The organism is Stenotrophomonas sp. C9D9 (genome assembly GCF_056491205.1).
The window spans coordinates 1,554,681-1,575,183 of the sequence record NZ_JBSZIF010000004.1 but is presented as its reverse complement, the minus strand read 5'-3'; the positions used below and the strand labels follow the sequence as shown (position 1 = coordinate 1,575,183).

Below are 20,503 nucleotides of genomic sequence, written 5' to 3'. Positions count from 1 at the left end.
AGAACGATAGGCACGAGCCATTACGGCGACGCGCGGCGGCCCCCCATTCCTGCAGCCGTGCGTCCGTCCAGGACGTCGCCGGCTGCCCCCCTGGCCGCCGGAAAGGAGCGCACGCTAGCACGTCCTGCACGGGGTGTGCAGGTTTCACATTCCCCAACGCGGGACCCGGCACCGGCGGGCCCCTGCATTCAATCGATCAGTGGTAACCGGTGTCGGCGTGCACCTTGCCGCGGAACACCCGGTACGACCATGCCGTGTAGCCGAGGATGACGGGCAGCAGAACGACCAGCCCGACCAGGGTGAAGCCCAGCGAGGAGGCCGGCGCGGCGGCCTGCCACAGCGTCATCGACGGCGGCAGCAGGTAGGGCCACATGCCCAGCACCAGGCCGAGGAAGCCGAGCACGAACAGGGCCAGGCTGAGCAGGAACGGCGGCAGGTCGCGGCGCGGATGGGTCGCGCTGCGCCACAGCGCGGCAGCCACCGCCAGGGTCAGCAGCGGCACCGGCGACAGCCACCAGAAGTTGCCGTCGCTGAACCAGCGGTCCATCAACCGCGAATCGAGGAACGGCAGCCAGCTGCTCACAAGTCCCATCGCCGCGATCACCGCCACCACCAGCGGCCGCGTCATCTGCCGCGCCAGCGCCTGCACGCGCCCTTCCGTCTTCAGGATCAGCCAGGTGCTGCCCAGCAGCGCATAGCCGGCCACCAGCGCGGCACCGGTCAGCATCGCGAACGGGCTGAACCAGGCGAACGCGCCGCCCTGGTAGGTACCGTCCACCAGCGGGATGCCCTGCACCAGCGTGCCCAGGATCACGCCTTGGGCGAAGGTCGCCAGCACCGAACCGAGCCCGAACGCCACGCTCCACAGCCGGCGCGACCGATGTGCCTTGAAGCGGAACTCGAACGCCACGCCGCGGAACACCAGCGCCACCACCAGCAGCAGCACCGGCAGGTACAGCGCCGACAGCAGCACCGCATAGGCCTTGGGGAACCCCGCCAGCAGGCCGGCGCCACCGAGCACCAGCCAGGTCTCGTTGCCGTCCCAGATCGGCGCGGCGGTGTTCATCATCAGGTCCAGCTGTTCCTCGTCCTCGGCGAACGGGGCAAGGATGCCGATGCCGAGCACGAAGCCGTCCAGCACCACGTACATCAGCACGCCGAAGCCGATCACCGCGAACCACGCCACCGGCAGCCAGGTCATCAGGTCCATGTCAGCGGTCCTCCAGCGGTTCGTCGGCCGCCGACAGCGGGCGTGCCGGAGTGTGGCTGCCATGGTCCAGCGACGGCCCCTCGGCATACGGCTGCGGCCCGTGGCGCAGGATCTTCACCAGGTACCAGATGCCCCAGCCGAACACGAAGGCGTAGCCGACCACGTAGACGCCCAGCGACAGTGCGGTCATCCACGCGCTCTGCGGGCCGACCGCATCGGCGGTGCGCAGCACGCCGTACACCACCCACGGCTGGCGCCCCATCTCGGTGACGAACCACCCCGACAGCAGCGCGATGAAGCCACTCGGCAGCATCCAGTTCCAGCCCCGCAGCAGCCACGGTGAATCCAGCAGCCTCCTGCGCCACAGCTGGAAGGCCGAGACCCAGGCCAGCAACAGCATCAGCGTGCCCAGCCCGACCATGATGCGGAAGGCGAAGAACACCGGCGTCACCGGCGGCCGTTCGCTGGCCGGTACCGAGGTGAGCGGATCGAAGGTGCCATCCAGCGAGTGGGTGAGGATCACGCTGCCCAGCTTCGGGATGGCCACTTCGAAATCGTTGCGCTCTTCCTTCTCGTTGGGCAGCGCGAACACCACCAGCGGCACGCCCTCGCCTTCCCTGGTTTCATGCCAGTGCGCTTCCATCGCCGCGATCTTCATCGGCTGATGCTTGAGCGTGTTCAGGCCATGCATGTCGCCGACGAAGATCTGCACCGGCACGGTCAGCGCGGCGAACGCCACCGCCGCGATCAGCATGCGCCGCCCCGCTTCCACGTGCGTGCCCTTGCGCAGGTACCACGCGCCCACGCCACCAATCACGAAACAGGTGGTGATGAACGAGCCCAGCGCCATGTGCGCCAGGCGGTACGGGAACGAGGGATTGAGCACCACCTGCCACCAGTCCACCGGATGCACGATGCCGTTGACCATCTCGTAGCCGGCCGGCGTATGCAGCCAGCTGTTGGACGACAGGATCCAGAACGTGGAGAACAGCGTGCCCAGCGCCACCATGCAGGTGGACAGGAAATGCAGGCGCGGCGAAACCCGGCCCCAGCCGAACATCATCACGCCGAGGAAGCTGGCTTCGAGGAAGAACGCGGTCAGCACTTCATAGGTCAGCAGCGGGCCGATGACCGTGCCGGCCACCTCGCTCAGCCGCGGCCAGTTGGTGCCGAACTGGAAGGCCATGACGATGCCGCTGACCACGCCCATGCCGAACGACACCGCGAAGATCTTCTGCCAGAAGAAATACAGCTCGCGCCACACGGGCAACTTCGTGCGCAGCCAGCGCCATTCGATGAAGGCCAGCCAGCTGGCCGTGCCGATGGTGAAGGCGGGGAACAGCACGTGGAAACTGATGACGAATCCGAACTGGATCCGGGACAACAACAACGCGTCCAAGGGACGCCTCCTGCCTGCGACCGGTGGGATACCGGACCACTTTAGGAGGATTTCGTTAAGGTGGGATGCGACCGGGTGACGCGCTGCTTCACTTTGTCGCAGGGGTCAACCGTTCTGGTAGCTGCCAACCTTGGTTGGCACACACGCCCAGACGCCGACCCAGGTCGGCATCTACCAGGCCCACCGCCCGGAGGGCGCCTCAGCTCCAGAAATACCAGGCCGCGGCAGCCAGCAGGGCGCCAAACAACAGCACCTGCACCACCACATAGCCCACGCCGCTGTCGCGCGACTCAGCGGTAATGCGCTTCTGCAGCGCCTCGCTTACATCCGGCGTCTGTTCCTGCCGTGCCTGTTCACGCAGCGCCTGTGCCAGCGCGCGCTTTTCCGCATCGCGAGGGTCGGTCGGTGGGTTCACAGCAGCTCTCCGGCGGTGGCATGCCGCGTCAGTTCCTGCTTCAGGACCTGGCGCGCGCGGTGCAGGTGGCTCTTGATGGTACCGCGTGCCAGCCCGGTCACCTGTTCGATCTCGGCCAGATCGAAATCCTCCAGGTAATGCAGGCCGACGATCAGGCGCTGCGGTGCGCTCAGTCGCTCCAGCGCCGCGCCGAGCTGGCGCCCGGCCTGCAGCGCCTCGCTCAACTCGGCGGGCCCGGGGCCTTCATCGCCGATCCCCAGCTCCTCCGGCACCTCCACCGCCACCATCCATTGCGCCTCCAGCCGCCGCCGGCGCAGGTGCTGCAGCGCGGTGGTGTAGGCCACCCGGGAAACCCAGGTGCGCAGCGAGGATTCGAAGCGGAACCGGTGCAGCTGGCGGAACACGGCCAGGAAAGTCTCCTGCAGCAGGTCGGCGACCTGGTCGCGGTCGCCGACCATGCGTCCGATCACATGCGCGCAGGTGCGCTGGTGGGTCTCCACCAGCCGCGAAAACGCCGCCTGCGAACCATCGATGATGGCCCGCACCAGGGCCTGGTCCGCGTCCAGCGGCTCGGCGGGCGGTGCCGCCGCTGATGCATCGTGGCGGCGACGGCCCCGCAGTGCCGACAATGCTTCGCCGAGCAGGCTCATCTGCGGGGCGCCCCCTGTGCCCGTGGCATGCGCCGGCTCAGCCCTTGCGTGCGGCGGGGCGGGTGAAGTGCCAGGCCAGCAGCTGGCCTAGGCCAGCACTGCCGACCAGCGCGGCGGCGGCACCGAAGGTCAGGTCACGGGCACCGATGACTTCCAGCAGGGCCATGGCCAGGGCCAGGCAGACCAGGCTGATGCCCCAGCGCAGCGCGCCCTGCCGGCGGCGTTCCTCTTCCAGCACGGCCAGCGAGCGGATCACTTCCTCCGGCACGTGCGGGGCCACCAGCTTGCTGCGCGCGCGCGCATCGGCAATGGCATGGATCGCGTAGGCGATGCAGATGAAGAGGGTGATCGGGATCAGTTCCTGCATGGTCGGGCTCCTGTTCGGTGGATGATGCGGGTTCAGGAGAATGGATGCGCGACCACGGCAACCGGTTGCAGCATTTTGCCGATTCCGCTGCCATGACCTGTGGCCCCTGCCCCGGGTCCTTGCGGCTGCTACGCTTGCCCGGTTTCCTCTTCTGGTGCCGTCCGCCCATGTCCCGAGTGCTGCCCCTGTCCCTCCTGCTGTCGGCCGTGCTGGCCGCACCGGCTGCGCATGCCGCGCCGACGCCGATCACCATCGAACAGGCCATGGCCGACCCGGACTGGATCGGTCCGCCGGTCGAGAAGGCCTGGTGGTCGTGGAACAGCCAGCAGGTGGAATACCAGCTCAAGCGCAACGGCAGCCCGGTGCGCGATACCTTCCGCCAGCCGGTGGCCGGTGGCGTGGCCGCACAGGTGGCCGATGACCAGCGCGGCACCCTGGACGTGGCCGAGCCGGTCTACGACCGCAGCCGCAGCCGCAGCGCCTTCGTGCGCAATGGCGATGTGTTCGTGCGCGACCTGCGCAGCGGCGCGCTGACCCAGCTGACCCGCAGCAACGAGCGCGCGGGCAACGTGAACTTCGCCGCCGACAACGGCGTGATCTGGCGCGTCGACCAGAACTGGTTCCACTGGACCGCCGCCAGCGGCGTGCAGCAGGTGGCCAGCCTGAAGGCCGACAAGGATCCGCGCACGCCGCCGAAGGCCGACGTGCTGCGCGACCAGCAGCTGCGCACGCTGGAAACCCTGCGCCGCGACCGCGACCAGCGCGAGGCACTGAAGGACCAGGACCAGCGCTGGCGCCAGGCCGACCCGACCCGAGCGCCGGGCCCGGTGTACCTGGGCGCCGACGTCGAGATCGGTGACAGCGTGCTGTCGCCCGACCTGACCCACCTGATCGTGGTGACCAAGCCGAAGGACTTCGACGACGGCCGCACCAGCAAGATGCCGCTATACGTGACCGAATCGGGTTACGAGGAGACCGAGGACACCCGCACCCGCGTCGGCCGCAACGGCTTCGAACCGCACACCCTGTGGTACGTGGACGTGCGCACCGGCAAGGCCGAGAAGATCTCGCTGTCCGGCTTGCCGGGCATCAGCACCGACCCGCTGGCCGAGCTGCGCCGCAAGGCCGGCAAGGATGCGCTGAAGGGCGAGCGCAGCGTGCAGGTGATGAGCGACTTCATGGGCGGCGGCATCCGCTGGAGCGCCGACGGCCAGCAGGCCGCGGTGATGCTGCGTGCCAACGACAACAAGGACCGCTGGATCATCAGCGTCAACGCCGCCGACGGCCGCGTGCAGAACCGCCACCGCCTGACCGACAACGCCTGGATCAACTGGGGCTTCAACGATTTCGGCTGGATGGCCGATGGCCGCACGCTGTGGCTGCTGTCCGAGGAATCGGGTTTCTCGCACCTGTACACCCAGGCCGGCACCGCCAAGCCACAGGCGCTGACCAGCGGCAAGTGGGAAACCTCGGCGCCGGTGCCGTCGGCCGATGGCAAGGGCTTCTATTTCCTGTGCAACCAGCAGGCGCCGCATGACTACGAAGTCTGCGCGGTCGACACCGGCAACCGCCAGGTGCGCGAGCTGACCAGCCTCAACGGCGTGGAAGACTTCTCGCTGTCGCCGGATGGCCAGCAGCTGCTGGTGCGCTACTCCGGTGCCTACCTGCCGCCGCAGCTGGCGGTGCTGCCCAGCACCGGTGGCCAGGCACGCGTGCTGACCGATACCCGCACCGCCGATTACAAGGCGCGTGAATGGATCCAGCCGAAGCTGGTGGCGGTGCCGTCCAAGCATGGTGCCGGCGTGGTCTGGGCCAAGTACTACGAGCCCGAGCACAAGGAACCGGGCAGGAAGTACCCGATCGTGATGTTCGTGCACGGCGCTGGCTACCTGCAGAACGTGCACCAGCGTTACCCGGCCTACTTCCGCGAGCAGATGTTCCACAACCTGCTGGTGGAGAAGGGCTACATCGTGCTGGACATGGACTACCGCGGCAGCGAGGGCTACGGCCGCGACTGGCGCACGGCCATCTACCGCAACATGGGCCACCCGGAACTGGAAGACTACAAGGATGGCCTGGACTGGCTGGTCGACACCCAGCAGGGCGACCGTGACCACGCCGGCATCTACGGCGGCTCCTATGGCGGCTTCATGACCTTCATGGCGCTGTTCCGTGCACCGGGCACGTTCAAGGCCGGCGCCGCGCTGCGCCCGGTGGTCGACTGGCACAACTACAACCACGGCTACACCAGCAACATCCTCAACACCCCGGACATCGATCCGGAGGCGTACCGCGTGTCCTCGCCGATCGAGTACGCGCAGAACCTGCAGGACAACCTGCTGATCGCCCACGGCATGATGGATGACAACGTGTTCTTCCAGGACTCGGTGCACCTGACCCAGCGCCTGATCGAACTGCACAAGGACAACTGGTCGATCGCACCGTACCCGCTGGAACGCCACGGCTACGTGCGTGCCGATTCCTGGCTGGACCAGTACAAGCGCATCCTCAAGCTGTTCGAGCAGAACCTGAAGTGAGCAACGCCGCGGCCACGATACGGATCGTGGCCGCGGTCATCCTGGATGACCGCGGCCGGGCACTGCTGGTGCGCAAGCACGGTGCCCACCGCTTCATCCAGCCCGGTGGCAAGCCCGAACCCGGCGAAGCACCGCTGCAGGCGCTGGCGCGCGAGCTGGACGAGGAACTGGGCGTGCAGCTGCGCATCGCTTCGGCCATCGCGCTGGGTACATTCGAGGACTGGGCGGTGAACGAGCCCGGCCACCGCGTGCAGGCGCAGGCCTGGTGGGTGCAGGTGGACGGCACGCCGCAGGCACGCGCCGAGATCGCCGAACTGGCCTGGGCTCCACTGCAACCACCACATGGCCTGCCCTTGGCACCCTTGAGCGAACACCATATCCTGCCGGCGGTCGCCACCCGGGTGACGGCCCGCTGAGCAGGCGGGCGCCGACTGCAAGGACATCGGATGTCAGTGCCGCTCCCGCCACTTCCCACGCCCGCCGCACCCGCCGCTCACGCCTGGGTGCGGCCGATGGCGCAGGCTTCGTTCTGGCTGTGCCTGCTGCTGACGCTCTACTTCGTACTGCAAGCACTGCTGGTGTGGCCACTGCACGGCACCGCGCTGTGGCAGTCACTGGCCGGAATGGCGCAGGCCCACCGGATGCACAGCGTCACCTGGCTGCTGGCCCACCCGGTGGGCGCCTCGATGATCACCGCGCTGGTCTGCCTGGTCTCGACCGCAGCCAGCTGGGGCTTGCTGCGCGAACGCCGCTGGGGCCTGTGGAGCTTCGTGGCGCTGTTGTTGCTGGGCGCCCTGGCCAACTTCGCGATCGCCTGGTGGCTGGATGCCTGCATGCGCGATCTCATCGCGCTGCTGGCCGACGACCCGGCCCTGCAGCAGGAGCTGCAGCCACGGCGCTGGATGGTCACCTTCATCGTGGTCGGCACCTCCATCCTGTTCCTCGGCCTGCAGGGCTGGCTGGCCTGGCGCCTGCTGCGGCCGGACATCCGCTCCCGCTTCCACTGAGCCTGCCCTCCCATCTGCTCCGACAAGGACCGTCGCATGCGCTTGCTGACTCTTTTCCCTGCCCTGTTGCTGTTCGCCGCGCTGCCTGCCAGCGCCGATGCCCTGCAATGCGGCGAGTACCGCAGTGTCGACGACGGCATGGCCCTCGTGTTCACCACCCACAGCAGCGGCTACCGCGACAACGGCATCGGTGAGCCGGAGCCGCTGTGGGTCGATCGCAGTGCGGCACAGACGCGGCTGGTCATGCTCGACGATGGCGTGGCGGAACCGATCCGGATCAGCGCCGATGGGCAGCGCATCGAGGACAGCGTGACGGTGGTCTACACCTTGCGCCAGTCCCGGGCCTGCACCGCCGAACCCAGCGCTGTGGCCGGCAGCTGCCGCGCTGCTGGCAGCTACTGCATGGTGCAGCTGCCAACGGCCTCGCCCGGCCAGGCCCGGCGCGCCTGCGACGAGGGCGTGGGTGCGGGTTGCTCGACGCTGCTGCGGCTGATGCGTGAGGGCGGTGCGCCGGATGCAGCCGATGACGCAGCCCCGGCAGTCTTCGAGCGCCCGCCGCCGTGCCGCGAGCACGCCCCCACCCACGATCCTCAGGTCTGCGAAGCGCTGACCGACGATGATCTGGCTGCCGCCATGCGACGGGTTGATCAGCGCCTGGAACGGGCCGAGAAGGCACCGGAGGGACCGCCGTTGCCCCTGGCGGCACTGCAACAGCTGCAGCAGCTTTGCCTGCAACACCGTGGTGGCCGCTTCTGCGTCGAAGTAGCCGCGCAACAGTTGGACGCGCTGCAACCTGCGTTGGCGGTGCAGGCCCTGCAGGTGGTCTGCGATGCTGGACGCGTCAGTGCCTGCGAACGTACCGCGCCGCTGCGTGAACTCGGCGCCGATCTGCGCCTGGTGCCGCTGCAGCGGGTGCCGTGTGGCCGCTACCAAGCCGACGGTGGCCAGTTCGACAGTTTCGACTTCGGCGATGGCACGCAGGCCCGCCTGCACGAAGGCGCCGTCCAGCTGCAACAGAACGGCGAAACGTTCGTACTGCGCCAGCTCGGCAACGGCGACCTGCTCGGCATGGACAACCAGACGGCCTACCAGCGTTACCAGCCCGTGCCAGGCACGGCACACTGCACGCCCCCGCGCGAGGGCCATGGTTCGCCGTAGCGCCGGGAGTTTCCCGTTCGATCGTCAAGGAGACGACATGCATTCACCCGCACCGCGCCGCCGCTGGCTGGCCTGGGCCTTGCTGCTGGCCGCGCCGACGGCCGTCGCACAGTCACCGCAATGCGGCCTGTTCAAGGCCGACGAAGGCAGCGGCACGCTGCGCATCAGCTCACCCAACCGTGGCGAGCAGAAGCACTTCGGCAGTGCGCCGTCTCCGGTCGTGTTCCAGCAGATCGATGGAACGCTGCAACTGGTGAACCTGGAGTACGGCCTGCCCAGTGCCCTGCAGGTGCGCGATCGTGGCCGCACGGTCGAGGTGGATGGCACGGTCTACCTCCTGCAGACCCCCGCACAGTGCGCCGCAGCGGCCATACCGGCTGAAGGCAGCTGCCTGGCTGATGCGGCGGCGTGCCTGGACAACCGTCGCGAAGCGACCCCGACCGCGTTGGAAGCAGGGTGCCGGGAAGGCGTGCCTGGCATGTGCCTGCAACTGGCTGATCGTTGGCATGAGGAGGCCAAACCCACGGTCGAGGCCGATCCGTCTCTGGCAAAGGCAGCGCTCGACGCCGCCCTGTCCGGCATCAAACTCCCCGCCGCCTGCAACAACGGCGGCTTCGAACAGGGAACCCCGGCGTGTGCCGCCGCACTCGAGGCCGACCCGGCAGTGCAGGAGCAGCTGGTCAAGGCCGCGATGACGGCAGCCATGACCGAAGCCATGGTGACGATGACGGCGCCGACCGTGCCGGTGATCATTCCGGTCGAGCGGCGGCAACAGTTGTTGCGGCTGTGCCGCGAGGTACCGCATGGCGGCTTCTGCACCCGCGTAGCTGAGCTGTCCTGGGAGGCGGGAGATCCCCTGCAGGCAGTGCAAGCGCTGGCTGCGGCCTGCACACCTGGCAATGACACCGCCACCTGCGAACGCCTGCCGGCGTTGCAGGCGGTGGGCGCATCGTTGCAGCCGCAACCGGCAACGGCCTTGCCCTGCGGCAACTACCGGGCAGACGGCGGCCTGATGGACACGCTGGACTTCGGCGATGCCGGCCTGGTTGGCGTTGGCTGGAGCAGCCATCTTCGCGCGCGTGTCGAAGATGGCGACATCCGCATCCATCACGACAGGGACGGTGACTTCGTGCTGCGCCCGCTGCCGGGCGGGCAGTTGCTGGGGCTGGATAACTGGACCCGCTTCCAGGTGTTCCGTCCCACCGGCGAGGGCCCGACCCGCTGCAGTGCACCGAAGCAGTTCAAGGTGCTGCCACTGCCGCAGGATTGCCCGCTGGCACTGGCCAACGAGGGCGGTGCCGAAGCCTGCTGTGCCCAGGGCAAGCTGCAGGGCTGCAACATTCTCGGCAACCGCCTTGCGCTGTCCGGGAACTGGCTGCAGGCCGCCGAGCACTACACCACGGTCTGCCGCGCTGGCGTCCGCGAGGGCTGCGAGAACCTGGTCACCGCTCAGGGCAACGGTGCGGATGTTGACGCACGGGCAACCCTGGAGCAGCTGTGCAAGGCCGACCGCAGCGGCCTGCATGTGGCCTGCGACGTGCTCGGAACCCAGAACTGGGAGCTGATCACGCTGGGTGGTGCCCTGCAGAAGGCGGTTGACGAGGCGGCCGTGGACGACGCTCCGGCGCCGCGCAATTCCAACCGCAAGCGCTGAGCCCGCCAGGGCCTGTCCGCTGCTTCGTGCGGGCCCTGATTGTCGTGATCGACATACCCGGGTCGACTTGCTCCCACCAGCCTGCAAGGGCTCCCGGATGGAATCACTGCTGCATCCGATCGTCGCCCTATCATGGAATTCACTGGAGCCGACGGGCGTGCTCAGGTCATCGCCCAATGCGTACTCCAGTATCTCCATTCATGCTGAGAAGGCGAAATGCCGCTAGATGCTCCGCGCTTGCTTGCCTGGTCGCCCGTGACCGGCGCCCTTCTGCTGTTCCTTTCCTTTCCAACCTTGGCATCCGGGGTCGCGTGCGGCGTCTTCAGTGACGAGTACGGAAGCTCGAAGCTTGTTGTCGAGGCACCGGATAGAGGACATGCAATCTCCCACGATGGAAGTCATTCCCGATTCGCGCTGCAACAATCCGGGGACGACATGATCATCGTCAACCTCAGCACCGGCTACGCCCGCTCCGTGGGTGCAGATCAGAGCGGACAGGCTCTTCACGACGATGGAACGCACTACTCGCTGATCGAACCGTCGCAGTGCTCGGCCGCACTCAGACATCCCGCAGACAGCTGTCTCGCAGATCCCAAGCGATGCGTGGACATGCGCCATTCCATGGATACCACCGCTCTTGAGAATGCATGTGCGGAAGGCGTGCCCTACATGTGCATGGCATTGCCGGAGAAGTACATCGAGCATCTGATCGATGCCGGCACCATTGCTCCGCCGGAGGAACTGGTCACCAGAATGCGGGCGACGCTGGAGAAGCAGCTGGCCACGATGCCGCTGCCTACCGAGTGCCAGGATGCCGACAGCACCACCTCGGGGCCAGCGTGTCTGGCACGGCTCGAGGACAAACCCGAGCTGTTGAGTTCATTCAGGAACGCGATTGTCCATGCTTCTTTGGGGCTGCATGCAGCCACTGTGGCCACCGCCACCCTTCCAAAGGATCACAGGGAAATGTTGCATGACTTCTGCACGAAGACGCCTGATGGTGCGTTCTGCGGCAAAGTCGCCGATCTGCATGCTTCGGCAGGCGACCTTGGACGGGCAACGGAGGCCCTGGAACTGGCATGCACCGGTGGCCGGAGCCTCGACTGCGCATTGCTGGAACCACTTCGGGGACTGGGCCCGGACCTGCAGCCAGCCAAGGGCGTGGAGCTTCCGCAAGGAACGTTCGTCTCGTCGGGCGGCATCATAAGCTCCCTGACCTTCACTGAAGACGGCAGTGCCTCCGCCCCCTTCGGTCAGCTGCAGGCCCGACTGGAAAATGACCGGATCCATCTCAAGCATGCAAGGGTTGGAGAGCTGATCCTCCAGCCGCTGCTCAACGGAGATCTGCTCGGCATCGGGCAGCACGTTGGATTCCACTACTTCAGGGCGACCGAGTAGGAGGGGCTGAAGGCCCCATCTCCATGGGACGGGGCCTTCCAGCGGTGCGTGGCCGTTGCGGTAAAGTACGCGCCATGAACGAATTCGAGCGCGTGCGCGCCTACCTCACCGACCTGCAGGACCGCATCTGTGCGGCGATCGAGGCCGTCGATGGCCAGGCCCGCTTCCAGGAAGACCTGTGGCAGCGTGCCGAGGGCGGTGGCGGGCGTACCCGCGTGCTGCGCGATGGTGCAGTGTTCGAGCAGGCCGGCATCGGCTTCTCCGACGTGGCCGGCAGCCGCCTGCCGCCGTCGGCCTCGGCCAACCGCCCGGAACTGGCCGGCGCCTCCTGGCGTGCTACCGGCGTGTCGCTGGTGTTCCACCCACTCAACCCCTATGTGCCGACCACCCATGCCAACGTGCGCTTCTTCCAGGCGCAGCGCGACGGCGAAGTGGTGGCCAGCTGGTTCGGTGGTGGCTTCGACCTGACCCCGTTCTATCCGTTCGACGAAGACGTGCAGCACTGGCACCGGGTCGCACGCGACCTGTGCACACCGTTTGGCGACGAACGCTATGCCGCGCACAAGCGCTGGTGCGATGAGTATTTCTTCCTGCGCCATCGCAATGAAACGCGCGGCGTAGGCGGCCTGTTCTTCGACGACCTGCATGGCGACTTCGAGCGCGATTTCGAATACCTGCGCGCGGTTGGCGATGGCTTCCTCGACGCCTACCTGCCGATCGTGCAGCAGCGCAAGGACACCGCCCATGGCGAGCGCGAACGCGAGTTCCAGCTGTACCGTCGTGGCCGCTATGTGGAGTTCAACCTGGTCTATGACCGCGGCACGCTGTTCGGTCTGCAGAGCGGTGGCCGCAGCGAAAGCATCCTGATGAGCCTGCCGCCACGGGTGCGTTGGGAGTACGGCTTCAGCCCGGAGGCCGGCAGCGCCGAGGCGCGCCTGGCCGATTACCTGGTGCCGCGCGACTGGCTCTGATCTTCCGACGCCACGCCTGACGCGTGGTGCCTTCCCCGCCTGTGGTGCGTCCAGCACCGGACAGGTCCTGCTCTGCCTCCTTCAAGGATGATCCCACAATGCCTGTCGCTGTTTCCTTCCGTCCCCGCGCTGCGGGCTGGCGCTCCCTGCTGTTGCTTGCACTGGCCTCAGCCGCGCTGCCGGCAGCGGCGCATTCAATGGCCTGTGGTACCTACACCAACAGCAGCGGCACCACCACGCTGACCCTCGAGAGCGAGGGCCACGGATACCTGTCCGGTCCCTACCAGGCCACCGAAGAACTGCGCGTGGCCCGCGAGCAGGACGTGCTCGGCACCGGCAACCTGAGCACCGGCCGCCTGGAAAACTGGTTCTTCGAGAACGACGACCGCAACATCGTCACGCCCTATGGCGAGTTCACCCGCCAGCGCTCCGCGGCCTGCAAGGCGATGCCGGAACCGATCGAGGGCGGCTGCGTGATGAATACCTCCGACTGCCTGGAGGCGTTGCCCGAGGCCGCGCCGCCGAAGCTGCACGCCTGGTGCGCCGAAGGCGTGGGCGCGGCCTGCGTGCAGTTGCTGGAAACCTACCAGCAGCAGGCCAAGGACGCGGCCCCGAAGGCCGCGCGGGCAGAGCCACCGATGCCTGAACTCTGCAAGGAAGATTCCCCATCGTTCGACGCAGAAGGATGCGAAGCGATGGCCTCAGTGGTGGCCTGGGAGCAGATGGGCAAGCTGGTGTTCGGGCTGGAACACGCGATGGCGCCACTGCTGCCGGCCGCGCAGCTCGATGAATTGTCTGCGCTGTGCCGGCAGCAGCACGGTGAGACGTTCTGCAGCAAGGTAGCCGATGTACTGTGGAGCGCCGGGCGCACGCTGCAGGCCCGCGACGCGGTGCAGCTGGCCTGCGCACAGCGCGCGGAGGCGTCCGAGTGCGAGACCGCCAGACGTCTCGCGGTGCTGGACACGGTGCCGGCCACGGCGCTGGCACCGGTGCCGGCCATCACCCTGCCCTGCGGCCGCTACGAAGCCGAGCACAGCGTGCTCTCGCAGCTGAACTTCCTCGACGGCGGCGTGGTCGATGTCGAGGGACGCAGCCAGCGCCTGCGCGCCAGCCTGGAAGGCGGACGCATCCTGATCCGCCGCGACGTCGGCAGCGACTTTGTGCTGCAGGCGCTGCAGAACGGCAACCTGATCGGAATCGACAGCGGCAACCGCTTCGCCTACTACCAGCGCAAGCCGGGCTCAGGCAATGCCAGCTGCGCACCGCCGGTGGCCTTCGTGGAGATCCCGCTGCCGCTGGACTGCCCGAGTCTGGGCCGCAAGGACGGCGCCAAGGCCTGCTGCACCGATGGCAAGCTGCTGGGCTGCAAGGTTGCCGGCGAGGCACTGTTCAACGACGAGCAATGGGCCGCATCGCTGCCCTACTTCCAGACGCTGTGCAGTGCGGGCGTACGCGAAGGTTGCCTGGCACTGGCCGCGGTGTATGCGCACACGGCGGACCCGAAGGTGCCGCAGGCCATGGCGGCGATCTGCGCGAAGGACGGCAAGGGCACCCACGTCGCCTGCGATGTGGACGCGACGCGCAACTGGCCGGCGCTGAAGGCTGAAGCCGCTCCCTGACGCCCGGCACCTGAAGCGCCGGGCGCAAGGCAGCCAGGCATGGGCTCGGCGCTACAAGGTCAGGCGCTCTTCCTGGGAATGATGGTGATGTGCCCGTTGATCTCCAGCAGGGCCAGCTCGACCTCCTCCACGCCCAGGCATCCCTGCTGGCGCAGGGCGGCGTCGAAATCCGAGCGGGTGACCTGTTCGCGACGCAGCACGGCGTCGAACAGGCGCCCATCGCGTGCGATCACCACCGGTTCTCCCTCCACCAGGCGCTCGACCCTCCGGCTGCGGGTACTGACCCAGCCCACCCCGTAGTTGAGCAGGATCAGGGTCGCGGCCAGCAGCAGGCCGCCGCCCAGCGAGGTGTCGGTGCCCAGCAGCGCGTTCTGCACCGCATTGCCCAGCAGCACCACCAGCAGCACGTCGAACGGGGTGATCTGCCCCAGCGGGCGCTTGCCGCTCAACCGGACCATGCCCAGCACCACGACATACACCACCACCGCGCGCAGGATGAACTCCCACCACGGCATTGCCAGTGCGAACAGATCGGGCATTGCGGGTTCCCCTGCTGGATAGTGGCCCAGCCTAGCACCTGGGGTCAGATCCCTTTGCCCACCGGGCAAAGGGATCTGACCCCATCCGAGAGGTTCCGGCGGCACAAATAAAAAGCCCCGCTGACCAGGGGGAGGTCAACGGGGCCGGGGAACGGGCACTTGGGGAGGAGTCCCCGTTCCGAGATCTGCTCCAGGGGATGGGAGAGATCCACAACAGGCATTGCGCCTGTCGAGAGTTATAGAAGCACTCCGAACACTAACGGTTCGTGAAGGGGCCCAATTTAATGAGCTTCAATCAGGGCAACATTCATGATCGAGTCAGAAACATCTGATGAATGAATAGGTTCACGTCGTTTTCGGCTTGAAACGTGGTCAATGCGCTTCGTCCCAGTTGTTGCCGACGCCGGTATCGACCACCAGCGGCACCCGCAGTTTGGCCGCTTGCGACATGCGCTCCACCACCTGCAAACGCAAGTCTTCAACGAAACTGCTTTCGGTTTCGAAGACCAGTTCATCGTGCACCTGCAGGATCATCCGCGCGGGTGCCCCACTGTCACGCAGCCACTGGTCCACATCCACCATCGCGCGCTTGATGATGTCGGCGGCGGTGCCCTGCATCGGCGCGTTGATCGCCGCACGTTCAGCACCGGCACGCAGGCCCTGGTTGCGGGCGTGGATGTCGTTCAGGTACAGGCGACGGCCGAACAGGGTTTCCACGTAGCCCTGGTCACGGGCCTGCTGGCGCATCCGCTCCATGAAGTCGCGCACGCCCGGGTAGCGACTGAAGTACAGCGCCACGTAGTCCTGCGCCTGGCCACGGTCGATGCCCAGGTTGCGGGCCAGGCCGAAGGCGCTCATGCCGTACATCAGGCCGAAGTTGATGGCCTTGGCGGCACGGCGCTCGTTCGGGGTCACCTCCTCCAGCGTGCGCCCGAACACCTCGGCGGCGGTGGCACGGTGCACGTCGGCGCCCTGCTCGAAGGCACGCACCAGGCCCGGGTCCTCGGACAGGTGGGCCATGATCCGCAGCTCGATCTGCGAATAGTCAGCCGCCAGCAGCTGGAAGCCCTCCGGGGCGATGAACGCGCGGCGGATGCGGCGGCCGTCCTCGGTGCGGATCGGGATGTTCTGCAGGTTCGGGTCCGACGAGGACAGGCGGCCGGTAGCGGCACCGGACTGGTGGTAGCTGGTATGCACCCGGCCGGTGTCCGGGTTGACCATCTCCGGCAGCTTGTCGGTGTAGGTGCTGCGCAGCTTGGCCAGGCCCCGGTAGTCCAGGATCACCCGCGGCAGCTCGTGCTGGTCGGCAATCGCCTCCAGCGCCTCTTCATTGGTGCTGGGCTGGCCCTTCGGGGTCTTCACCACCGCCGGCAGCTTCAGCTCGTCGAACAGCACCGCCTGCAGCTGCTTGGGCGAATCCAGGTTGAAGCTGCGGCCGGCCAGCTCGGTGGCCTTCTGCTGTGCGGCCAGCATGCGCGAGGACAGGTCCTGGCTCTGCCGGCGCAGTTCGTCGGTGTCGATCCGCACGCCGTTGGCTTCGATCGTGGTCAGCACCGGCACCAGCGGCATCTCGATGTCGCGGTACACGCTGTCCAGCGCCGGCTCGGCCAGCAGCTGCGGCTGCAACGCGTGGTGCAGGCGCAGGGTGACGTCGGCGTCCTCGGCCGCATAGCGGCTGGCTTCGTCGATGCCCACCTGCGAGAACGGAATCTGCTTGGCACCCTTGCCGGCCACATCCTCGAACTTGATGGTGCTGTAGCCCAGGTAACGCAGGGCCAGCGAATCCATGTCGTGGCGGGTGGCGGTGGAATTGAGCACGAAGCTCTCGAGCATGGTGTCGTCGTGGTAGCCCTGCACGTCCACGCCGTGGCGGCGCAGCACATGCAGGTCGTACTTGCCATGCTGGCCCAGCTTCTTCTTCGCCGGGTCCTGCAGCACCGGGCGCAGCGCATCCAGCACCTCCTGCATCGGCAGCTGGGCCGGCGCACCCGGGTAATCGTGGCCGACCGGAATGTAGGCGGCCTTGCCCGGCTCGACCGCCAGGCTGACACCGACCAGGCGCGCGCGCATCGCGTCCAGCGCATCGGTTTCGGTATCGAAGCTGATCAGATCGGCCTGCTGCAGGCGCTCGACCCAGGCCTGCAGCTGCGCGCTGGTCAGCACGGTCTCGTATTCACCCGGTGCGGCCAGCGCCGGATCCAGCGTGCCGGCGGCCGGTGCCTCGGCACTGCCACGGGCGAAGCCGGCGGCGGTACCGCGCAGGCTCGGGGTGGCCTCGCTGGCGGCTGCCGGCGCCGGCAGCGGCGCACCCAGTTCCTTCAGCGCCTGGGTGAAGCCGTAGCGCGTATACAGCTCGGTCAGCGCCGGCACGTCCTGCTCGCGCAGGGCCAGCGTGGTCGGGCTGGCGTCCAGCTCCACGTCGGTGCGGATGGTCACCAGCTCGCGGTTCAGCGGCAGGCGCTCCAGCGCGGCGCGCAGGTTCTCGCCGATCTTGCCCTTCATGGTCGGCGCGGCCGCCATCACCCCGTCCAGGTGCTGGTACTCGGCCAGCCACTTGGCAGCGGTCTTCGGCCCGCACTTCTCCACGCCCGGCACGTTGTCGACGGTGTCGCCCATCAGCGCCAGCAGGTCGATGATCTGGTCGGCGCGCACGCCGAACTTCTCCATCACCGCCGCGTCCGAATCCATGCGGCTGCCGGTCATGGTGTTGACCAGCTCGATGCCCGGGCGCACCAGCTGGGCAAAGTCCTTGTCGCCGGTGGAAATGGTCACCTTCAGGTCCTGCGCCTGGCCCTGCAGGGCCAGCGTGCCGATCACATCGTCGGCTTCCACGCCGGGGATGCGCAGGATGCTGATGCCCAGCGCCTCGACGATGCGGCACATCGGCTCGACCTGGCTGCGCAGTTCATCGGGCATCGGCGGGCGGTTGGCCTTGTACTGCTCGTACAGGTCGTCGCGAAAGGTCTTGCCCGGCGCGTCGACCACGAACGCCACGTAGGCCGGGCGCTCCTTCAGCGTCGAGCGCAGCATGTTGACTACGCCGAACAGCGCGCCGGTGGGTTCACCCTGTGCATTGGACAGGGGCGGCAGCGCGTGGAACGCGCGGTACAGGTAACTGGACCCGTCGATCAGGACTAATCTGCTCATGGGTCGATTCTACGCGCCCGTGCCTGCATCGCGGCGACACGGCCCGTACACCGCGATGGGGCATAATCAGGGCTCTTTCCAGGCAAAGGCCCCCGCCGATGAAGACCCTGATGCTGGCTTCCCTGCTCCTGCTCGCTGGCTGCGCCAGCATGGGTGGCGCGGGCGCTCCCCCGGTGGACGTCAAGGGCGCGGATGTGTCCAAGCGCACCATGGACAACGGTGACACCATCGAGGAATACCGCGTGTCCGGCCAGCTGCGCATGGTCAAGGTGACCCCGTCGCGCGGTGCCCCGTTCTACATGTACGACAAGAACGGCGACGGCCGCATGGACAACGACAAGGACGGCGTGTCGCCGGTGTACTGGAAGCTGTACAGCTGGTGATGTGACCGGGGGTCGGATCCCTTTCCACAGGAAAGGGCTCTGACCCCATCAAGGCGATCGGCACGGCCCATCCACGCATGGCGTGGATCTACCGGGACAACGAACGTGGATCCACGCCACACGTGGATGGCCCCCCGGCCCCAAAAAACAACGCCGGCGCGCATCCTGCGGCCGGCGTCGGGTCCCCTCCCCGGGAACGCTTGAATCAGTGGGTGTGGATCAGCGGATGACCAGCACCGGCAGGGTGCTGCGCGCCAGCACTTCGGCGGTCTGGCTGCCCAGCAGCACACGGGTCACGCCACGGCGGCCGTGCCGAGGTCATCACGATCAGGTCGCTGTTGCGCTCCCCTGCTGTCTCGATGATGCCGTCGGCGGCGTAGCGGTCCAGCACATGCACAGGGTTGGCGGTGATGCCCTGCTCGGCCGCCTTGGCCAGCGCCGGCTGCAGCACCTTCTGTGCGCCTTCCTCGCGGTCGGCCTTGTACTCGGGGCTGTTCATGTAGCCCACGCTCCAGCCCATGGCGTCGTACATCCCGACGGCCCACGGCTCGGAAACAGTGACGATATCGACCTCGGCATTGAGGTCCTTGGCCAGCTCCAGGCCCTTGGCCAGGCCCTTGTCGGCCAGCTCGGATCCGTCAGTGGCAATCAGGATGCGCTTGTACATGGTGGGGCTCCGTGGCGGTCTGCCAGATGGGAACAACACCATTGCACACCGGATGTGCAGGGCGCGCCTTGAGCAGGATCAATCCGGCGCCGTGCAGCGGCCTGTGCGCACCGCCAGCTTGCGTACCCACTGACCGCGGCGCATGCTGACCAAGCGGTATCGGGCCGCCCCGGGAGAACGTTGATGCAGGAAAGCAAGCCGACATCACAAAGCACCCTCAGGATCATCCTGTGGAGCCTCGCCGCCACCTTCGCCCTGTTCTGTGGCGGCTATTACCTGGGCAAGGATCTTGCCCAGCGCGACAACGCCCGGCAGTCAGCCGGCCGATAACCTGCTTCTGTAGAGCCGAGCCCATGCTCGGCTCCACAGTTGAACGTCTCAGGCGATCTGCACCACGCGTGCGTTCTGGCACAGCGGATAGCTGCCCACGAATTCGGCAATCGCATCACGCATCGCTTCGAACGATTCGCCGTACATGTACAGCGCGGTCTCGGTCGGGCCCTGCCACCAGCTGCAGATCTCGCCCAGGCCGTCGATGTTCTCGGACAGCTGCTCGAACACGTGGTTGGAATCGCACTGTTCGTAGACGTCGTCCGGCAGGTTCAGGCCATCCAGGTAGATGCCCAGGCCTTCGGTCACGCCGAAGCTGCGGTCAGCCTCGCCTGCGCCCTGCAGCTGCGAACCCTTCGGCGCGCCCAGCTGCTCCAGCAGATCGATCAGCTTCGGCACGCCATCGGCATCGACCAGCGCCACTTCGATATCGCCGTACTCGACCTCGCCCAGATCGGAGATCGCGGTACCGCCGCCGACGATCTCGCCGATCTCGGCGGCCTGCATCAATGCGTCGAGCGGATCCTCGAACAGTTCGTGGCGATGCTCCGGCTGCAGCCGGGCGTTCAACTTCACGGTGACGTGCAGCGTGGGTTCGGTCATGGGGGCGTTCCTGGAAGAAGTGCCGCCTATTGTAGAGCCGAGGGTAGCGGCAGGAGCCGCTGCCCTCGGCTCTACAACAGCCTGTCAACGCAGGAACGGCGTGACCTTGCGCTTCAGCAGCTCCACCAGCACCGGGTCCATGTACTCGTAGTCGTCCGGAATATCCAGGCAGATCACCCGCTTGCCGTTCAGCCATGCCTTGTAACGGCTGGACAGCCGGTTGCGGTGGGCGCGCTCCATCACGAATACGATATCGGCCCACTGCAGCAGCTCGGGGCTGAGCACTTCCTCGGCATCGGCCAGCAGCCCGGCCGAGGCGGTCTCGATGCCTGGCCAATCGGCGAACACCTGCTCGGCGGTGGGGCTGCGCAGGCGGTTCTGGCTGCAGAGGATGAGCACGTTGCGGGTCATGCCCGCAGCCTAATCGGGGTCGGATCCCTTTTCCAACG

General features: G+C 67.2%; 19 protein-coding genes and 1 pseudogene. 10 read left to right on the top strand and 10 right to left on the bottom strand.

Annotated features, from left to right (window positions below; all coding sequences use genetic code 11):
* Window positions 1-196 precede the first annotated feature (196 nt).
* The 5 genes from cydB to ACXI0D_RS12565 form a co-directional block, all read right to left on the bottom strand.
* On the bottom strand, window positions 197-1,210 hold the full coding sequence (gene cydB / locus ACXI0D_RS12585) for a cytochrome d ubiquinol oxidase subunit II (protein WP_479642620.1): 1,014 nt from the start codon (window positions 1,208-1,210) through the stop codon (window positions 197-199).
* 1 nt (window position 1,211) lies between these two features.
* Window positions 1,212-2,609 (bottom strand): cytochrome ubiquinol oxidase subunit I, encoded by a 1,398-nt coding sequence (locus ACXI0D_RS12580; protein WP_479642619.1) that lies wholly within the window; start codon window positions 2,607-2,609, stop codon window positions 1,212-1,214.
* A 199-nt stretch (window positions 2,610-2,808) separates the two neighbouring features.
* On the bottom strand, window positions 2,809-3,024 hold the full coding sequence (locus ACXI0D_RS12575; protein ID WP_479642618.1) for a hypothetical protein: 216 nt from the start codon (window positions 3,022-3,024) through the stop codon (window positions 2,809-2,811).
* Entirely contained in the window at window positions 3,021-3,674 is a 654-nt protein-coding gene (locus tag ACXI0D_RS12570) for an RNA polymerase sigma factor (RefSeq protein WP_049446986.1), read from the bottom strand. The genes ACXI0D_RS12575 and ACXI0D_RS12570 overlap by 4 nt, the downstream gene beginning before the upstream one ends.
* Before the next feature lie 37 nt (window positions 3,675-3,711).
* Window positions 3,712-4,041 carry a hypothetical protein gene (locus ACXI0D_RS12565; RefSeq protein WP_053451142.1) on the bottom strand — a complete coding sequence of 110 codons (330 nt, stop codon included), beginning with the start codon at window positions 4,039-4,041 and terminating at the stop codon, window positions 3,712-3,714.
* Between the two features lie 167 nt (window positions 4,042-4,208).
* Here ACXI0D_RS12565 and ACXI0D_RS12560 point away from each other — a divergent pair, with 167 nt between their 5' ends.
* The 8 genes from ACXI0D_RS12560 to ACXI0D_RS12525 all read left to right on the top strand — a co-directional run bounded on the left by ACXI0D_RS12560 (window position 4,209) and on the right by ACXI0D_RS12525 (window position 14,385).
* The gene (locus ACXI0D_RS12560) at window positions 4,209-6,578 is read left to right on the top strand and encodes a S9 family peptidase (protein WP_479642617.1); all 2,370 of its coding nucleotides are present in this window, start codon (window positions 4,209-4,211) and stop codon (window positions 6,576-6,578) included.
* Entirely contained in the window at window positions 6,575-6,994 is a 420-nt protein-coding gene (locus tag ACXI0D_RS12555) for an NUDIX hydrolase (protein ID WP_119006932.1), read from the top strand. Before ACXI0D_RS12560 ends, ACXI0D_RS12555 begins: the two co-directional genes overlap by 4 nt.
* Before the next feature lie 30 nt (window positions 6,995-7,024).
* A complete protein-coding gene (locus tag ACXI0D_RS12550) occupies window positions 7,025-7,585 on the top strand; it encodes a hypothetical protein (protein WP_135966333.1) in 561 nt (186 codons plus the stop codon).
* A gap of 36 nt (window positions 7,586-7,621) precedes the next feature.
* A complete protein-coding gene (locus ACXI0D_RS12545; RefSeq protein WP_479642616.1) occupies window positions 7,622-8,743 on the top strand; it encodes a hypothetical protein in 1,122 nt (373 codons plus the stop codon).
* 37 nt (window positions 8,744-8,780) lie between these two features.
* A complete protein-coding gene (locus tag ACXI0D_RS12540; RefSeq protein ID WP_101766308.1) occupies window positions 8,781-10,397 on the top strand; it encodes a hypothetical protein in 1,617 nt (538 codons plus the stop codon).
* 435 nt (window positions 10,398-10,832) lie between these two features.
* Window positions 10,833-11,795: a hypothetical protein gene (locus ACXI0D_RS12535; RefSeq protein ID WP_147416436.1), complete on the top strand. Its 963-nt coding sequence runs from the start codon at window positions 10,833-10,835 to the stop codon at window positions 11,793-11,795.
* A 74-nt stretch (window positions 11,796-11,869) separates the two neighbouring features.
* Window positions 11,870-12,766, top strand: a complete 897-nt coding sequence (gene hemF / locus ACXI0D_RS12530; protein WP_101766309.1) for an oxygen-dependent coproporphyrinogen oxidase — start codon at window positions 11,870-11,872, stop codon at window positions 12,764-12,766.
* Between the two features lie 98 nt (window positions 12,767-12,864).
* On the top strand, window positions 12,865-14,385 hold the full coding sequence (locus ACXI0D_RS12525) for a hypothetical protein (RefSeq protein WP_479642615.1): 1,521 nt from the start codon (window positions 12,865-12,867) through the stop codon (window positions 14,383-14,385).
* A 59-nt stretch (window positions 14,386-14,444) separates the two neighbouring features.
* Here ACXI0D_RS12525 and ACXI0D_RS12520 read toward each other — a convergent pair whose 3' ends face one another.
* Complete coding sequence (locus tag ACXI0D_RS12520; protein ID WP_049446968.1) at window positions 14,445-14,924, bottom strand: DUF421 domain-containing protein; 480 nt, start codon at window positions 14,922-14,924, stop codon at window positions 14,445-14,447.
* Window positions 14,925-15,296: 372 nt separating this feature from the next.
* On the bottom strand, window positions 15,297-18,071 hold the full coding sequence (polA, locus tag ACXI0D_RS12515) for a DNA polymerase I (protein WP_479642614.1): 2,775 nt from the start codon (window positions 18,069-18,071) through the stop codon (window positions 15,297-15,299).
* A gap of 98 nt (window positions 18,072-18,169) precedes the next feature.
* Between polA and ACXI0D_RS12510 the strand changes: the two genes are divergently transcribed.
* A complete protein-coding gene (locus ACXI0D_RS12510) occupies window positions 18,170-18,454 on the top strand; it encodes a DUF2782 domain-containing protein (protein ID WP_014038952.1) in 285 nt (94 codons plus the stop codon).
* A 219-nt stretch (window positions 18,455-18,673) separates the two neighbouring features.
* Here the strand turns inward: ACXI0D_RS12510 and ACXI0D_RS12505 are convergent.
* Window positions 18,674-19,121 (bottom strand): annotated as a pseudogene (locus ACXI0D_RS12505) (universal stress protein).
* Window positions 19,122-19,304: 183 nt separating this feature from the next.
* Between ACXI0D_RS12505 and ACXI0D_RS12500 the strand changes: the two are divergent.
* Complete coding sequence (locus tag ACXI0D_RS12500) at window positions 19,305-19,451, top strand: hypothetical protein (RefSeq protein WP_168356070.1); 147 nt, start codon at window positions 19,305-19,307, stop codon at window positions 19,449-19,451.
* 48 nt (window positions 19,452-19,499) lie between these two features.
* Here ACXI0D_RS12500 and ACXI0D_RS12495 read toward each other — a convergent pair whose 3' ends face one another.
* Window positions 19,500-20,054 carry a hypothetical protein gene (locus tag ACXI0D_RS12495; protein WP_119006938.1) on the bottom strand — a complete coding sequence of 185 codons (555 nt, stop codon included), beginning with the start codon at window positions 20,052-20,054 and terminating at the stop codon, window positions 19,500-19,502.
* A gap of 84 nt (window positions 20,055-20,138) precedes the next feature.
* The gene (locus ACXI0D_RS12490) at window positions 20,139-20,465 is read right to left on the bottom strand and encodes a low molecular weight protein tyrosine phosphatase family protein (protein ID WP_119006939.1); all 327 of its coding nucleotides are present in this window, start codon (window positions 20,463-20,465) and stop codon (window positions 20,139-20,141) included.
* Window positions 20,466-20,503 lie beyond the last annotated feature (38 nt).

Bases quoted from the DNA above. Each gene is read 5' to 3' on its own strand.
- ACXI0D_RS12565 (WP_053451142.1), bottom strand. From the start codon at position 4,041: ATGCAGGAACTGATCCCGATCACCCTCTTCATCTGCATCGCCTACGCG.
- ACXI0D_RS12510 (WP_014038952.1), top strand. From the start codon at position 18,170: ATGAAGACCCTGATGCTGGCTTCCCTGCTCCTGCTCGCTGGCTGCGCC.
- ACXI0D_RS12500 (WP_168356070.1), top strand. From the start codon at position 19,305: ATGCAGGAAAGCAAGCCGACATCACAAAGCACCCTCAGGATCATCCTG.
- ACXI0D_RS12540 (WP_101766308.1), top strand. From the start codon at position 8,781: ATGCATTCACCCGCACCGCGCCGCCGCTGGCTGGCCTGGGCCTTGCTG.
- hemF (WP_101766309.1), top strand. From the start codon at position 11,870: ATGAACGAATTCGAGCGCGTGCGCGCCTACCTCACCGACCTGCAGGAC.
- ACXI0D_RS12520 (WP_049446968.1), bottom strand. From the start codon at position 14,924: ATGCCCGATCTGTTCGCACTGGCAATGCCGTGGTGGGAGTTCATCCTG.
- cydB (WP_479642620.1), bottom strand. From the start codon at position 1,210: ATGGACCTGATGACCTGGCTGCCGGTGGCGTGGTTCGCGGTGATCGGC.
- ACXI0D_RS12570 (WP_049446986.1), bottom strand. From the start codon at position 3,674: ATGAGCCTGCTCGGCGAAGCATTGTCGGCACTGCGGGGCCGTCGCCGC.
- ACXI0D_RS12550 (WP_135966333.1), top strand. From the start codon at position 7,025: ATGTCAGTGCCGCTCCCGCCACTTCCCACGCCCGCCGCACCCGCCGCT.
- ACXI0D_RS12560 (WP_479642617.1), top strand. From the start codon at position 4,209: ATGTCCCGAGTGCTGCCCCTGTCCCTCCTGCTGTCGGCCGTGCTGGCC.
- ACXI0D_RS12495 (WP_119006938.1), bottom strand. From the start codon at position 20,054: ATGACCGAACCCACGCTGCACGTCACCGTGAAGTTGAACGCCCGGCTG.
- ACXI0D_RS12490 (WP_119006939.1), bottom strand. From the start codon at position 20,465: ATGACCCGCAACGTGCTCATCCTCTGCAGCCAGAACCGCCTGCGCAGC.
- ACXI0D_RS12535 (WP_147416436.1), top strand. From the start codon at position 10,833: ATGATCATCGTCAACCTCAGCACCGGCTACGCCCGCTCCGTGGGTGCA.
- ACXI0D_RS12545 (WP_479642616.1), top strand. From the start codon at position 7,622: ATGCGCTTGCTGACTCTTTTCCCTGCCCTGTTGCTGTTCGCCGCGCTG.
- polA (WP_479642614.1), bottom strand. From the start codon at position 18,071: ATGAGCAGATTAGTCCTGATCGACGGGTCCAGTTACCTGTACCGCGCG.
- ACXI0D_RS12525 (WP_479642615.1), top strand. From the start codon at position 12,865: ATGCCTGTCGCTGTTTCCTTCCGTCCCCGCGCTGCGGGCTGGCGCTCC.